Here is a 14153-nt window from a genome sequence, read left to right as displayed (position 1 = left end):
GCTGCAAGAGTTGCGCCCCAGATACCTGCCGCACCCGGCGGAAGGCAAGCCCGATTGACCTTCCGGGCCTGTGCTCTTTAATGGGCGGGCCCGGATGCAGGCCACCAGACACACGGAACAGATGAGCGAACGCAGCAAGATCTTCGACGAGATGAACGACCGTAGCCGCGAGGTGTTCCGCCGTGTGGTGGAGGGATACCTTGAAACCGGCGGCCCCGTGGGCTCGCGCACGCTGACGCGGACGTTGAGCGAGAAGGTCTCGGCGGCGACGGTGCGCAACGTGATGCAGGATCTCGAGTATCTCGGCCTTCTGGAGGCGCCGCACGTGTCTGCCGGGAGGATCCCGACGCAGACCGGCTTGCGGCTGTTCGTGGATGGGTTGCTGGAGGTCGAGAACCTCACGAAAGACGATCAAGCGAAGATCGACACCACGATGGGCGGCTCTGGCAGTGATGTGGGCGCGATGCTTGATCGGGTGGGCGAAGCGCTCTCGGGTGTGACGCGGGGCGCAAGCCTCGTGCTGGCTCCCAAACACGAAGCCCCGATCCGCCATATCGAGTTCGTGTCCCTCGCCCCGGATCGCGCGCTTGTGGTGCTTGTTTTTGCCGACGGCCATGTGGAGAACCGCGTGTTCCGCCCGCCCGCCGGGCAAACACCCTCCTCGCTGCGGGAGGCGGCGAATTTTCTGAACGCCATCGCGGAAGGCAAAACCCTCAGCGATCTGCGTAAGGCGGTGGTGCGGGAGATCACCCAGCGGAGGCAGGAGCTCGACACCCTTGCGCGGGACATGATCGAGAACGGCATGGCCATGTGGGACACCGAGGGCGATGCCAATCCGCGCCTGATCGTGCGGGGCCGGGCGAATCTTTTGCAGGACAGCGGCGAGACCGCCGATCTGGAGCGTGTGCGCAGTTTGTTTGACGATCTGGAGCGCAAGCGGGATATCGCTCAATTCCTCGAACTGGCCGAGGAAGGCGAGGGCGTGCGCATTTTTATCGGCTCGGAGAACAAACTCTTTTCACTTTCGGGTTCCTCTCTGGTGGTTTCTCCCTATATGAACGCGGATCGTAAGATTGTGGGTGCTGTCGGCGTCATCGGCCCGACGCGCCTGAACTATGGACGGATCGTGCCGATCGTGGATTACACGGCACAGCTGGTCGGGCGGTTGCTGTCGGACCAGAGGCAATAGGTGAGATATGGCTGAGCCGAAGCAAGAGAATGATTTCCTGGACGATATCGAAGCGCTCGAAGACGAGCTGTTTGGCGACGAGCCCATCGACATCATGTCTGAAGAGGCCAGCGAAGGGCCGAGCAAGCCGGCGAGCAAGGCCAGCGAATCCGAGATGGCCGCGCTGCGCGCCGAGCGGGACGAGCTGAAGGATCGCGTGATGCGGGTTCTGGCCGAGGCTGAGAACTCGCGCAAACGCAGCGAGCGGGATCGCAAGGAGGCCGAGAACTACGGCGGCTCCAAGCTGGCACGCGATATGCTGCCGGTTTACGACAACCTGAACCGCGCCATCGAAGCGGTGCCGGAAGAAAGCCGCGAGGCCAACAAGGCGCTGATCGAAGGCGTGGAGCTGACGCTGCGCGAGCTGCTCAACATTTTCTCCAAACACGGCATCGAGCGGGTATCGCCGGAGCTGGGTGAGAAATTTGATCCGAAGCAGCATCAGGCGATGTTCGAGGCCCCGGTGCCCGGCACGCAGGCCGGGGACATCATTCAGGTGATGGCCGAGGGCTTCATGATCCATGACCGCCTTCTGCGCCCGGCGCAGGTGGGCGTGTCTTCGACGCCGAAGTCGTAAACTTCAAAGCTCTCCTGTTTCGCTAGAAACAGGCACGCGCCCGCCCGCCCCATGGCGGGCGCGTTTCGCGCCCACCCGGTCGGGCGCTTACCGCCTAATCCAGCCTATTTCTGCAAAGCCTTCAGCTCGTAGATCAGATCCAGCGCTTCGCGGGGGGTCAGCTCGTCGGGCAGGATTTCCTGCACACGCGCTTCCAAAGGCGATGGCCCGGCGGCTTTCGGAGCCGGTGCTGGCGCGGCGGCCACGGCGGAGAAGAGCGGCAAATCATCGATCAGCGCCTTCGGCTTCGCGCCGCTTTCCCGATCGCCCTTCTCCAAGGCATCCAGCACCGAGCGCGCCCGCTCCACCACGGCGCGCGGCAGGCCGGCAAGCTGCGCCACCTGCACCCCGTAAGAGCGATCCGCCGCGCCGCGCCGGACCTCGTGCAGGAAGATCACCTCGCCTTCCCATTCCTTCACCGCGACCGTGGCGTTCTCCACCCCGTCCAGCGTGCCGGAGAGCGCCGTCATCTCGTGGTAATGGGTGGCGAAAAGCGCGCGGGAGCGGTTCACGTCGTGCAGGTGCTCCAGCGTGGCCCAGGCGATGGAGAGCCCATCATAGGTGGCCGTGCCGCGTCCGATCTCGTCAAGGATCACCAGCGCGCGCTCATCGGCCTGATTGAGGATCGCGGCGGTTTCCACCATCTCGACCATGAAAGTGGAGCGCCCGCGCGCCAGGTCATCCGCCGCACCGACGCGGGAGAAAAGCTGCGAGACAAGCCCGATCCGCGCGCTTTGCGCGGGTACGAAGCTGCCCATCTGTGCCAGCAGGGCGATCAGCGCATTCTGACGGAGGAAGGTCGATTTACCGGCCATGTTCGGGCCGGTGAGCAGCCAGATGTCAGCCGGTTTGCTGCCATCGGACAGATCGCAATCATTGGCAATGAAAGGCGCGCCGCCTTGTTTGCGCAGCGCGGCTTCCACCACCGGGTGGCGGCCCTGTTCGATCAGGAAGGCGCGGCTGTCGTCCACCTGCGGGCGGCACCAATCCTCGCGCGCCGCAAGATCGGCAAGCGCGGCGCTCAGATCGAACTCGGCCAGCGCCTGCGCCGTCGCGCCGATGGCGGCGATCTGGTCGAGAATGGCCGCTTTCAGGCTGTCATAGAAACGTTTTTCGATCTCCAGCGCACGCTGGCCTGCGTTCAGGATCTTTGTTTCCAGCTCCGAAAGATCCACCGTGGTGAAACGCACGGCGTTGGCGGTTGTCTGGCGGTGGATGAAGGTTTCCGAAAGCGGCGCAGAGAGCATCTTTTCCGCATGGGTGGCGGTGGTTTCGATGAAATAGCCCAGCACGTTGTTGTGCTTGATCTTCAGCGAGGTGACGCCCGCTGTCTCCGCATATTGCGCCTGCATGGAAGCGATCACGCCGCGCCCTTCGTCGCGCAGAGTGCGGGCTTCGTCCAACTCTTCGTCAAAACCGGGCGCGATGAAACCGCCATCGCGTACCAGCAGCGGCGGCTCGGCGATCAGCGCCTGATCCAGCAGATCCAGAAGCTCTTCATGCCCGGTCAGCGCGGAGGCGTTCTGGCGCAGCAGGGCGGGCAGTTCCAACCCCTCAAGCCTGTCCGCCAGCGCGGCGGCTTGCGTCAGCCCGTTGCGCACGGCGGCCAGATCGCGCGGCCCAGCCCGATCCAGCCCAAGGCGCGATAGGGCGCGGTCCATATCGGGGGCTTTGCGCAGAATATCGCGCAAAGCCTCACGAAAGCCGCCGTGCTCTTCGCAGAAGCCAACGGCATCCAGCCGCGCTTGAATGGTGGAGAGGTCGGTGGAGGGGCCCGAGAGCCTGCGCTCCAGGAGCCGCGCGCCGGCGGCGGTGACGGTGCGATCAATCGCGGCGATGAGCGAGCCCTCACGCCCACCGCTCAAAGCTTGTGTCAGTTCCAGATTGCGGCGTGTCGCGGCGTCGATCTGCATGGCCCCACCAAGGCTTTCCCGGCGCGGCGGGCGCAGGAGCGGCAGTTTGCCCTTCTGGGTGATCTCCAGATATTCCACCAGCGCACCCATGGCCGAAATCTCGGCCCTGTCGAACTGCCCGAAAGCATCCAGTGCACTCACGCCCAGAAGCGCGGTGAGCCGCCCTTCGGCTGACGTGCTGTCAAACGCCGCGCGGGACATCGGCGTGCTCGCCGCGCCCGATTCAGAGACGATTTCAGCCAAATCGCGCTCTAAACCCTCCGAAAGCAGGATCTCTTTCGGCGCAAGCCGCGCCAGTTCCGGGCCCAGCCGCACGCGGGGGCAGGGCATGGCGTGAAAGGCTCCGGTGGAGATATCGACCCACGCAAGCGCCCCTTCGCCGCGCAGCTCGGCATAGGCGGCAAGGAAGTTGTGACGGCGGGCTTCAAGTAGCGTGTCCTCGGTGAGCGTGCCGGGCGTCACCAGCCGTACCACGCCGCGCTTCACCACCGATTTCGAGCCGCGTTTTTTCGCCTCCGCTGGATCTTCGAGCTGTTCGCAGACAGCCACGCGGAAACCCTTCCGGATCAGGGTGAGAAAATAGCTTTCGGCGGAATGCACAGGCACGCCGCACATCGGGATGTCCTCGCCCAGATGCTTGCCGCGTTTGGTGAGCGCGATGTCCAGCGCTGCGGCGGCCTGCACCGCGTCGTCGAAGAACATCTCGTAGAAATCGCCCATGCGGTAGAACAGCAGGGCCTCGGGATACTCGGCCTTGATGTCGAGAAACTGCGCCATCATCGGCGTCACGCCCGGATTCGCCTTGTTCACTCTTGCCCCCAAGTGCAGTATTTCTGGCCTCTCTGGCCCGTTTCCGCCTTTCTATCGGGAAGAGTGCCGAAACACGACCGGAAATAAGCCTGCGGACGGGGGTGAGAATGTTTGACGAACCGATGCGCCTTGAGGGGCTTTCGCCGCTGGCCAGCGGCACCTACCGCTCGATCTACGCCGTGCCGGGGCGCGATGACGTGATGATCAAGGTGATGCATCCGCCAGTGCCGAACCCCAGAAAACGCATCCGCAATTTCGTGAAATCCCGCAGCCGCTTTCAGCTCTACCGCTTCCTGTTCCGCGAATACGATTACTACCTGCGCTTGAAGATCCAGCAGGAAGAGATCGGCGGACCGCTGCCTGTGTCCAACCTCATGGCGCTTGTCCAGACGGACAAGGGGCTGGGGATGGTGGTGGAAAAGATCGGCCCGCGCGGCGATGGCATCGGCAAAACGGTGAAGGCGCTGCAGGAGGCGGGCAGCTTCACCGATGAGCACCTTGGCCTGCTCAACGATCTGATTGCCCAGATCAACCGCTGGAACATGCGGGTGAATGACATGAACCCCGGCAATATCGTGCTCGATGAAAAGGGCGCATCCCCGCGCTTCGTGATGGTGGACGGCTTTGGGGATTCGAACTTCATTCCGGTCAAAAGTTACTTTGACAGCCTCAACAGGCGTGGATTGAAAAAGAAATACCGGGGTCTGGCGAAATATTTGCAAAAAACATGGAACGAGAGCGCCCGTCGTATTGAATGAGCGCCGCTGGTGCCATAGGCCGGTGTGACGAGAGAGAGAGGCAAGAATGGCATCCAGAACGAAAGTGACGCGCGAAGAAGCGTTGGCCTACCATTTGGACCCCCAGCCGGGGAAATGGGAGGTCGTGGCGACCAAACCGATGACAACGCAGCGCGATCTGTCGCTCGCCTATTCGCCGGGTGTGGCCGTCCCGGTGGAAGCGATCGCGGAGAACCCGGAGTCCGCCTATGATTACACCACAAAGGGCAACACCGTTGCGGTGATCTCCAACGGCACGGCGATCCTCGGGCTTGGCAACCTCGGCGCGCTGGCCTCCAAGCCGGTGATGGAAGGCAAGAGCGTGCTGTTCAAGCGCTTCGCCGATGTGAACTCCATCGATATCGAGCTGGATACCGAAGATGCGGATGCCTTCATCAACGCCGTGAAGCTGATGGGCCCCAGCTTCGGTGGCATCAACCTTGAGGACATCAAAGCGCCGGAATGTTTCATCATCGAGCAGCGTCTCAAGGAAGAGATGGACATCCCCGTCTTCCACGACGATCAGCACGGCACCGCCGTGATCTGCGCCGCCGGGTTGATCAACGCGCTGCAGATTTCCGGCAAGAAGATCGAGGATGTGAAGATCGTGCTCAACGGGGCCGGCGCGGCGGGCATTGCCTGTATCGAGCTCCTCAAGGCGATGGGTGCGAAGCATCAAAACTGCATCGTCTGTGACACCAAGGGTGTGATCTATCAGGGCCGCACCGAGGGCATGAACCAGTGGAAATCGGCCCATGCGATCACCACCGAGCTGCGCACGCTCGAAGAGGCGATGAAGGGGGCCGATGTGTTCCTTGGCGTGTCGGTGAAAGGCGCGGTGACGCAGGAGATGGTGCAATCCATGGCGCCCGACCCGGTGATTTTCGCCATGGCCAACCCGGACCCGGAGATCACGCCGGAAGAAGCCCATGAGGTGCGCGAGGATGCCATCGTCGCCACGGGCCGCTCGGATTACCCGAACCAGGTGAACAACGTTCTGGGCTTTCCCTACCTGTTCCGCGGCGCGCTGGATATTCATGCCCGCGCCATCAACGACGAGATGAAGATCGCCTGCGCCCATGCGCTCGCCCATCTGGCGCGCGAGGATGTGCCGGACGAAGTGGCCATGGCCTACGGGCGCAAGCTCACTTTCGGGCGCGATTACATCATCCCCACGCCCTTTGACCCGCGCCTGATCTACGTGATCCCGCCGGCGGTGGCGAAAGCGGGGATGAACACCGGCGTGGCCCGCCGTCCGATCATTGACATGGATGCCTATGAGCACGCGCTGAAATCGCGGATGGATCCGACGGCCTCGGTGTTGCGCTCCATCAACACCCGAGCCCGCGCGGCGCAGGCCCGGATGATCTTTGCGGAAGGTGACGACAACCGCGTGCTGCGCGCCGCCGTGAACTACCAGCGCTCCGGCTACGGGCAGGCGCTTGTGGTAGGGCGCGATGACGACGTGAAGCAGCGGCTGGAGGCCTCGGGCCTTGGCGATGCGTTTGGCGAGATCGAAATCGTCAATGCCCGCAACACGCCGCATCTGCAGGAGTACAAGGACTTCCTGTACAACCGCCTGCAGCGCAAAGGGTTTGATGGCTCCGACATCCACCGCCTCGCCGCGCGGGATCGCCATGTGTTTGCGGCGCTCATGCTGGCACATGGCCATGGTGACGGGCTGATCACCGGCGCGACGCGCAAATCGGCGCAGGTGCTGGAGCTGATCAACCACGTGATCGACGCGCGTGCTGAGGATGGCGCGGTAGGCGTCACGGCGCTGCTGCACAAGGGGCGCATCGTGCTGATCACCGATACGCTGGTGCATGAATGGCCCGAGAAAGAGGATCTGGCCCGCATCGCCATGCGCGGCGCCGAAGTGGCGCGTCTCCTGGGGCTTGAGCCCCGCGTGGCCTTTGTCAGCTTCTCGACCTTCGGCTATCCCGTCACCGAACGCGCCACCAAGATGCATGCCGCGCCGCGGGTGCTGGATGAGTGGGGCGTGGATTTCGAATACGAAGGCGAAATGACGGTGGACGTGGCCCTGAACCCGAAGGCGGCGGAGCAATACCCCTTCTCCCGCCTCACCGGCCCGGCCAACGTGCTGGTGGTGCCCGCGCGGCACTCGGCCTCGATCTCCGTCAAGCTGCTGCAGGAAATGGCCGGGGCCACCGTTATCGGCCCGATCCTTGCCGGGGTCGATCACCCGGTGCAGATCTGCTCGGCCGTATCCACGGCGGGCGACATCCTGAACATGGCGCTTCTGGCGGCCTGCAAGGTGAGCAAATGACGATCTACAACCTCGGCTCGATCAACGCGGATCACGTCTATGCCGTACCGCATCTGCCCGGGCCGGGGGAAACCCTTGCCGCCGAAAGCCTGACCATCGGGCTTGGCGGCAAGGGCACCAACCAATCCGTGGCTGCCGCGCGCGCCGGGAGCCGCGTGGTGCATATCGGGGCCGTTGGTGCCGATGGCGCATGGGCGCGGGAGCGGATCGCGGGCTATGGCGTGAACGTGGATCACGTGGTGCGCGTGGATGGCCCGACGGGCCATGCGATCATCAACGTGGACGCGGGGGCCGAGAACGCGATCGTCCTGCTGAAAGGCGCGAACTTCGCCTTTGATCTCTCCGTCGTGGAGGCCGCTTTGGCCGATGCGGGCGCGGGCGATGTGCTGCTGTTGCAGAACGAAACCGCCTTTCAGGTCGAGGCCGCGCAGATCGCCAAATCCAAGGGCGTGCGGGTTGTCTATTCCGCCGCACCGTTTTCGGTGGAGGCGGTGAAGGCCGTTCTGCCCCATGTGGATCTTCTGGCGATGAACGAGATTGAATCCCAGCAGCTCTCCGAGGCGCTGGGCACCACGCCGGAAGCGCTCGATGTGCCGGAAACACTGATCACCAAAGGCGCGAAGGGTGCTGTCTGGCGCGCGGCCCGTGGCGAGGCGTTCGAGGTGGCGAGCTTCAAGGTTACCCCGAAAGACACCACGGCGGCGGGCGATACGTTCGCTGGCTTCTTTGCGGCCGCCTGCGAACAGGGGCTTTCTGTACCGGGAGCGATGCGGCTGGCGGCTGGGGCTGCGGCGCTGAAAGTTACACGCGCCGGGGCGGCAGATGCCATCCCGACGCGGGTGGAGGTGGAAGGCTTTATCGCCGATCAGGAGTGACCGGCAAAGGGCGCGGCATCACCCCAGAGCTGTTTCACCCGCGCATCGCGGCCGCAGGCTTCGCGGTAGAGCTTGTAGGCGTCCGATTGTTTTTTCGGGCCGAAGCGCGTCAGCACCCGTTTGCTGCCCTTGTAGTAATCCTGATGATAATCTTCGGCGAGGTAGAAGGGCGCGGCCGAAAGCACCGGTGTCACCACGGTTTGCCCCAGCGCCGATTGTGCCTTGGCTTTTGCAGCGTCCGCAGCGGCCTTTTGGCCTGAGTCAGAGACGAAAATCGCCGTGCGGTAGCTGTCGCCCCGATCACAGAACTGGCCACCGGCATCGGTGGGATCCACCGAACGGAAGAAGAGATCCACAAGCTGGGCGTAGCTCACCTGCGCCGGATCGTAGGTGATGCGCACGGCCTCGTAATGGCCGGTGCCGCCCTTGGTGACCTGCTTGTAGCTGGGATCGGAGACGGAACCGCCGGTATAGCCGCTCTCGGCCTCGATCACGCCTTTCACGCTTTCAAAATCGCTCTCCACGCACCAGAAACAGCCCCCCGCGAAGATCGCGGTCTCGGTGCTCTGCGCGTGGGCCTCGCCGCAGCTCAGCAGCAGGCCGATGGCGATGGCGAGGCTCAAGGTCATGGCCTTGGCGTAATCGGTGAGAATATGCATGGGTTTGCCCTCCGTGATGCCCTGTTGGTTACAGGGAATACGGCTCCGGGCAATTCAACGGATGGTGAGTTCACCCTTAGGTGATCACGCGTGACCGGTTTGGGGGGATTGTTACGCTTTAACAGCGAAAAACGGCCGCGCCCGGTGTTGGGCGCGGCCAAAAAATGCTCACTTCACGCGGCGGTTGCGCGCGGCCAGAAGCTTCAGGCGCAGCGCGTTGAGCTGGATGAAGCCCTGTGCGTCTTTCTGATCATAGGCGCCGGCGTCGTCCTCGAAGGTCACATGAGCCTCGGAGTAGAGCGAATGCTCCGACCAGCGGCCCACGGTGCGCACAGAGCCCTTGAACAGCATCACGCGGACGGTGCCGGTGACATGTTCCTGCGATTTGTCGATCGCAGCCTGCAGCATCTCGCGCTCCGGCGAGAACCAGAAGCCGTTGTAGATCAGCTCCGCGTAGCGCGGCATCAGGCTGTCCTTCAGGTGGCCTGCGCCGGAATCCAGCGTGATCTGCTCGATGCCGCGGTGCGCTTCCAGCAGGATCGTGCCGCCCGGCGTTTCGTAGATGCCGCGGGATTTCATGCCCACGAAGCGGTTTTCCACGAAATCAAGGCGACCCACGCCATGCTTGCGGCCATAATCGTTCAGCGCGGTCAGGATGCTGGCCGGGCTCATCGCGGTGCCGTTGATGGAGACAGCATCACCCTTTTCAAAGCCGATCTCGATGTACTCGGGTTCATCGGGCGCGGTGAAGGGGCTTTCGGTGCGCTGGTAGACGTAATCCGGCGCCATTTCGGCCGGATCTTCCAGCACTTTTCCTTCCGAGGAAGTGTGCAGCAGGTTGGCGTCCACCGAGAAGGGGGCCTCGCCGCGCTTGTCCTTCGCAATCGGAATCTGGTTGGCTTCCGCGAATTCCAGCAGCTTGGTGCGGCTCGACAGATCCCACTCGCGCCAGGGCGCGATCACCTTGATGTCGGGGTTCAGCGCATAGGCAGACAGCTCGAAACGGACCTGATCGTTGCCCTTGCCCGTCGCCCCGTGGGAAACGGCATCAGCCCCGGTGGCCTCGGCGATTTCCACCAGCCGCTTGGAGATCAGCGGCCGCGCGATGGAGGTGCCCAGCAGGTAAAGCCCTTCGTAAACGGCATTGGCGCGGAACATCGGGAAGACGAAATCGCGCACGAATTCCTCGCGCAGATCTTCGATGAAGATGTTTTCCGGCTTGATGCCCAGCATCTCGGCCTTTCGTCGCGCCGGCTCGAGCTCTTCCCCCTGGCCGAGGTCAGCGGTGAAGGTCACGACCTCACAACCGTATTCCGTCTGAAGCCATTTCAGAATGATCGAGGTGTCGAGGCCGCCGGAGTAGGCAAGCACGACTTTCTTGGGCGCGGACATCCGTGTCTCCCATGGTTGAAACTACGCTCGCGCGTTAACGGGTTTTGGACGCGAGGGCAAGGAGATGCAGGGATTTCGGACGGCTTGGGGCCGTTGTTGGGGCTTGCACGGCGGCAAAACGCGCGGCAAAGCTGCGCCATGTCTGATTTCACCGATACGGCGCTCGCCGCGGCCTCCCGCATGCGCGGGCTTTTTGCCGAAACCCCCTTGCAGCGCAACGCACATCTCTCCGCGAAATACGGCGCGGAGATCTGGCTCAAGCGCGAGGATCTGACGCCGGTGCGGTCCTACAAGATCCGCGGCGCGTTCAACGCCATCCGTAAGGTGCGCGCGGCGGACCCGGCGCAGGAGCTCTTCGTCTGCGCCAGCGCGGGCAACCATGCGCAGGGGGTGGCCTTCTGCTGCCAGCACTTCGGCGTGCGCGCGGTGATCTTCATGCCGGTGACGACGCCCCAGCAGAAGATCGACAAGACGCGGATCTTCGGTGGCGATGCGATCGAGATTCGCCTTGTTGGGGACTATTTCGACGACACGCTTGCCTCCGCGCAGGCCTATTGCGCCGAGACGGGCGGGCATTTTCTTGCGCCCTTTGACGATGAGGATGTGATCGAAGGGCAGGCCTCCGTTGCGGTGGAGATCCTGTCGCAACTGCCCGACGTGCCGGATCTTGTGGTGCTACCGGTGGGCGGTGGCGGGCTGGCCTCGGGCGTGGTGAAATACATGGCCACCGAAGCCCCGGCGGTGGATTTCCGTTTCGTGGAGCCAGCCGGAGGCGCGAGCCTTGCTGCGGCGCTAAGCGCACGGGAGCCGGTGAGCCTTCCGCAGGTAGACAGTTTCGTCGACGGTGCAGCAGTGGCCCGCATCGGCGCGCGGCCTTTCGAGATTCTGAAAGCCGTCGATCCGGCAAAGGTTCTTGCAGGGGACGAAAACCGGATCTGCACCACCATGCTCGACATGCTCAACGTGGAAGGCATCGTGTTGGAGCCCGCCGGGGCTCTGGCCGTGGATGCGCTGAAAGACATCTCCGATCAGATCGCGGGTAAGACGGTCGTCTGCGTCACCTCCGGCGGCAATTTCGATTTCGAGCGTTTGCCCGAGGTGAAGGAACGGGCGCAGAAGTACCGTGGCCTCAAGAAATACCTCATCTTGCGCATGCCCCAGCGCCCCGGTGCACTGAAAGATTTCCTTGGTATGCTCGGCCCGGAAGACGACATCGCCCGCTTCGAATACCTGAAGAAATCCGCCCGCAACTTTGGCTCTGTTTTGATTGGGCTGGAGACAACTCAGCCAGAGAACTTCCCGCGCCTGTTTGCCCGTATGAACGAGGCGGGTTTCACCTTCCGCGACATCACCAATGATGAAACGCTGTCGGCCCTTGTGGTCTAGGCTGGCATCTTCGGAAGGCTCGCAAGGAAAGCCGTGCGCGAATCGTCGTAGCTTTGAAACAGGGCAGACACGAAGGCCGAATCCCGCGCGCTGACGTCGCCGCCGATCTCCCCTTCGGCACAGAGCGCGGCGAAATCGGCAAACCCAAGGTTCAGCGCGCTGCCTTTCAGGAAGTGCATGTCGGCGCGAAAACTCTCCGCCACGATAGCCGTGCGCAGGCGCTGGATCGTTTCATCGACCTCCTCCAGAAAGATCTCCACCACTTCGTCAAAGGCCTCCGGCCCCACCTCCTCCCGCAGTTCGTTGACGCGGTTCCAATCGATCATCACGCGCTCCTTTCCGGGCAACCCGGGCTTAGGCCCTGCGGTCAGTCTGCTCCGGGAATCTTAAGAAACCGTGAGATTGAATCCGGTTGGCCGTTTAGCCGCTGTTAAGGCGGCGCTGTAATGATGACCGCGAATGATGCGGAAAGGCAGCGGCGTGACGATTGCGCGGATCAAGACAGAAGAGGCAGTTGAACAGGTGCCGGAGGCGCTGCGCGCCATCAACTCCGTTCTGCTGGTGGATGACAGCCGCGCCCAGTTGACGCTGCTTTCGGCGATGATGCGGCGCTGGGGGTACAGTTACAAAACCGCGGCCTCGGGCGCCGAAGCGCTTGAGATTTGCCGCGAAGAGAGAATCGATCTTGTGATCAGTGACTGGATGATGCCCGAGATGGACGGGCTCGCTTTTTGCAAGGCCTTTCGGGCGCTGCCGTCCGAGCATTACGGGTATTTCATCCTCGTCACATCCAAGAATGAAAAGCAGGACATCGCCACCGGGCTGGACGTGGGTGCGGATGAATTCCTCACCAAACCCGTCAACCCGGATGAGCTGCGCGCCCGGATCAACGCGGCGGAGCGTATTCTCGTCATGCAGCGCAGGCTGAACGCGCAGATGGCGCAGCTGCGCAAGCTCTATGAGAAACTCGATCAGGATCTGATTGAAGCACGCAAGCTGCAGCAATCGCTGGTGCGGGAACGCCATGTGCGGCAGGGCCCGGTTGCGCTTTCCTTCCTGCTGGAGCCCAGCGGCCATGTGGGCGGGGATCTTGTGGGGTGGTTCAACGCCGGGTCGGGGCGGATCGGCTTTTTCTCGCTGGATGTGTCGGGCCACGGCGTGCCGTCAGCTTTGCTGACAACGCGGCTGGCCGGCATGCTCACCACCGATAATCCCGATCACAACATCGCCCTGATGCGCGATGACGCGGGCCAGACCTGCCCGCGTCCGCCCGAGAAGGCCGCCGCGCTTCTGAATGAGGCCATGCTCGATTCGATGGAGACGGATCTCTATTTCACCATTGCTCTTGGCCATTTCGAGCCGGCGACAGGGCAGGTGACGATGGTGCAGGCAGGGCACCCGAACCCCGCCGTGCAACGGGCAGACGGGCAGGTAGAGTTCATTGGCGAGGGCGGTTTGCCTATCGGCCTGATCCCCGGTGCGAGCTACACGTCCTTCAGCCTCACACTTGCACCCGGCGATCGGCTTTTCGTGTTTTCGGACGGGATCACCGAAGCAACGGCCACAAGCGGCGAGCTGTTCGGCGAAGACGGGCTGTCACAGCACCTGACACAGCAGGCCGCAACCAGCGGCGAGGCCTATTTTGATACCTTGCTGCAGGAGCTTGAGCGCTTCTGCGACGGGGATGATTTCGGGGACGATGTGTCGGCGGTGCTGCTGGAAGTTAGGGCTGAGGCCAGTGGAAAAGGCTCTAAGTCAGGCTGAAAGCCCCAAGAGGAAATGCCGGTCACCCTCATTTGCGAGGCGGTTGATGGCCTCTGCCGTCGGCAGAATCAGCGCGGTGTGGCCCGGCTCCGATGGCGCGCCAAGGCGCAATGTGGGCGTGGCACAATAGATGTGGCAAAGCTTTTCGGCCCAAAGGTCGTAGTCCGGCATATAGGTGAATCGGCGAAAAGCCCCCAGTCGGCGTGGCGCGGTGATGCGCCAGCCGGTTTCTTCGAACACCTCGCGGTGCAGCGCGGCAAGCGGCGATTCTCCGGGGTCGATCCCGCCGCCAGGCAGTTGGAATTCGGGTGTCGGGGCGTCCTGAAAGGTCAGCAGGATCTGCCCGTCGATCGGCAGAATCGCATAGACGCCAGGGCGCTGGCGGTAGCGCCGGGAAGGGTCCGGGGTGTCTCCGAATCGTCTGATCATCGTCTCTGGGTCTTG

General features: G+C 63.1%; 12 protein-coding genes. 7 read left to right on the top strand and 5 right to left on the bottom strand.

What is annotated here, in order from left to right:
* Positions 1-121: 121 nt before the first annotated feature.
* Together hrcA and KVX96_RS00575 are read left to right on the top strand one after the other, a co-directional pair.
* Positions 122-1189 carry a heat-inducible transcriptional repressor HrcA gene (gene hrcA, locus KVX96_RS00580; protein WP_261191981.1) on the top strand — a complete coding sequence of 356 codons (1068 nt, stop codon included), beginning with the start codon at positions 122-124 and terminating at the stop codon, positions 1187-1189.
* Positions 1190-1196: 7 nt separating this feature from the next.
* A complete protein-coding gene (locus KVX96_RS00575) occupies positions 1197-1805 on the top strand; it encodes a nucleotide exchange factor GrpE (protein ID WP_261191979.1) in 609 nt (202 codons plus the stop codon).
* A 104-nt stretch (positions 1806-1909) separates the two neighbouring features.
* Here the strand turns inward: KVX96_RS00575 and mutS are convergent, their stop codons facing one another.
* Positions 1910-4537, bottom strand: coding sequence for a DNA mismatch repair protein MutS (gene mutS / locus KVX96_RS00570; protein WP_261195348.1), 2628 nt, complete (start codon positions 4535-4537; stop codon positions 1910-1912).
* Between the two features lie 137 nt (positions 4538-4674).
* Between mutS and KVX96_RS00565 the strand changes: the two genes are divergently transcribed.
* From KVX96_RS00565 to KVX96_RS00555, 3 genes are read left to right on the top strand one after another with little or no spacing between them, the layout of a single operon-like run.
* Positions 4675-5325: a PhoP regulatory network YrbL family protein gene (locus KVX96_RS00565; RefSeq protein ID WP_261191978.1), complete on the top strand. Its 651-nt coding sequence runs from the start codon at positions 4675-4677 to the stop codon at positions 5323-5325.
* 46 nt (positions 5326-5371) lie between these two features.
* Positions 5372-7633 (top strand): NADP-dependent malic enzyme, encoded by a 2262-nt coding sequence (locus KVX96_RS00560; protein WP_261191977.1) that lies wholly within the window; start codon positions 5372-5374, stop codon positions 7631-7633.
* Entirely contained in the window at positions 7630-8508 is an 879-nt protein-coding gene (locus KVX96_RS00555; protein ID WP_261191976.1) for a ribokinase, read from the top strand. The genes KVX96_RS00560 and KVX96_RS00555 overlap by 4 nt, the downstream gene beginning before the upstream one ends.
* Here KVX96_RS00555 and msrA read toward each other — a convergent pair.
* Together msrA and KVX96_RS00545 are read right to left on the bottom strand one after the other, a co-directional pair.
* Positions 8499-9137: a peptide-methionine (S)-S-oxide reductase MsrA gene (msrA, locus tag KVX96_RS00550; protein WP_409977112.1), complete on the bottom strand. Its 639-nt coding sequence runs from the start codon at positions 9135-9137 to the stop codon at positions 8499-8501. The two genes, KVX96_RS00555 and msrA, sit on opposite strands and share 10 nt — an antisense overlap.
* 198 nt (positions 9138-9335) lie before the next feature.
* Entirely contained in the window at positions 9336-10559 is a 1224-nt protein-coding gene (locus KVX96_RS00545) for an argininosuccinate synthase (RefSeq protein ID WP_261191974.1), read from the bottom strand.
* A 138-nt stretch (positions 10560-10697) separates the two neighbouring features.
* Between KVX96_RS00545 and ilvA the strand changes: the two genes are divergently transcribed.
* Positions 10698-11945 (top strand): threonine ammonia-lyase IlvA, encoded by a 1248-nt coding sequence (ilvA, locus tag KVX96_RS00540; protein ID WP_261191973.1) that lies wholly within the window; start codon positions 10698-10700, stop codon positions 11943-11945.
* Here ilvA and KVX96_RS00535 read toward each other — a convergent pair.
* Positions 11942-12271: an Hpt domain-containing protein gene (locus KVX96_RS00535; protein ID WP_261191972.1), complete on the bottom strand. Its 330-nt coding sequence runs from the start codon at positions 12269-12271 to the stop codon at positions 11942-11944. The two genes, ilvA and KVX96_RS00535, sit on opposite strands and share 4 nt — an antisense overlap.
* Before the next feature lie 133 nt (positions 12272-12404).
* Here KVX96_RS00535 and KVX96_RS00530 point away from each other — a divergent pair, with 133 nt between their 5' ends.
* Positions 12405-13709 (top strand): PP2C family protein-serine/threonine phosphatase, encoded by a 1305-nt coding sequence (locus KVX96_RS00530; protein ID WP_314733081.1) that lies wholly within the window; start codon positions 12405-12407, stop codon positions 13707-13709.
* On the opposite strand, the gene KVX96_RS00525 is transcribed toward KVX96_RS00530, so the two are convergent.
* Positions 13701-14138 carry an NUDIX hydrolase gene (locus KVX96_RS00525; RefSeq protein ID WP_261191971.1) on the bottom strand — a complete coding sequence of 146 codons (438 nt, stop codon included), beginning with the start codon at positions 14136-14138 and terminating at the stop codon, positions 13701-13703. The genes KVX96_RS00530 and KVX96_RS00525 overlap by 9 nt on opposite strands.
* Positions 14139-14153 lie beyond the last annotated feature (15 nt).

Source organism: Pseudoruegeria sp. SHC-113 (genome assembly GCF_025376885.1).
Taxonomy (GTDB): Bacteria; Pseudomonadota; Alphaproteobacteria; order Rhodobacterales; family Rhodobacteraceae; genus Pseudoruegeria.
This window is presented reverse-complemented; position numbering and strand designations above follow the sequence as displayed.

Bases quoted from the DNA above. Each gene is read 5' to 3' on its own strand.
- hrcA (WP_261191981.1), top strand. From the start codon at position 122: ATGAGCGAACGCAGCAAGATCTTCGACGAGATGAACGACCGTAGCCGC.
- KVX96_RS00575 (WP_261191979.1), top strand. From the start codon at position 1,197: ATGGCTGAGCCGAAGCAAGAGAATGATTTCCTGGACGATATCGAAGCG.
- mutS (WP_261195348.1), bottom strand. From the start codon at position 4,537: ATGATGGCGCAGTTTCTCGACATCAAGGCCGAGTATCCCGAGGCCCTG.
- KVX96_RS00565 (WP_261191978.1), top strand. From the start codon at position 4,675: ATGTTTGACGAACCGATGCGCCTTGAGGGGCTTTCGCCGCTGGCCAGC.
- KVX96_RS00560 (WP_261191977.1), top strand. From the start codon at position 5,372: ATGGCATCCAGAACGAAAGTGACGCGCGAAGAAGCGTTGGCCTACCAT.
- KVX96_RS00555 (WP_261191976.1), top strand. From the start codon at position 7,630: ATGACGATCTACAACCTCGGCTCGATCAACGCGGATCACGTCTATGCC.
- msrA (WP_409977112.1), bottom strand. From the start codon at position 9,137: ATGACCTTGAGCCTCGCCATCGCCATCGGCCTGCTGCTGAGCTGCGGC.
- KVX96_RS00545 (WP_261191974.1), bottom strand. From the start codon at position 10,559: ATGTCCGCGCCCAAGAAAGTCGTGCTTGCCTACTCCGGCGGCCTCGAC.
- ilvA (WP_261191973.1), top strand. From the start codon at position 10,698: ATGTCTGATTTCACCGATACGGCGCTCGCCGCGGCCTCCCGCATGCGC.
- KVX96_RS00535 (WP_261191972.1), bottom strand. From the start codon at position 12,271: ATGATCGATTGGAACCGCGTCAACGAACTGCGGGAGGAGGTGGGGCCG.
- KVX96_RS00530 (WP_314733081.1), top strand. From the start codon at position 12,405: ATGATGCGGAAAGGCAGCGGCGTGACGATTGCGCGGATCAAGACAGAA.
- KVX96_RS00525 (WP_261191971.1), bottom strand. From the start codon at position 14,138: ATGATCAGACGATTCGGAGACACCCCGGACCCTTCCCGGCGCTACCGC.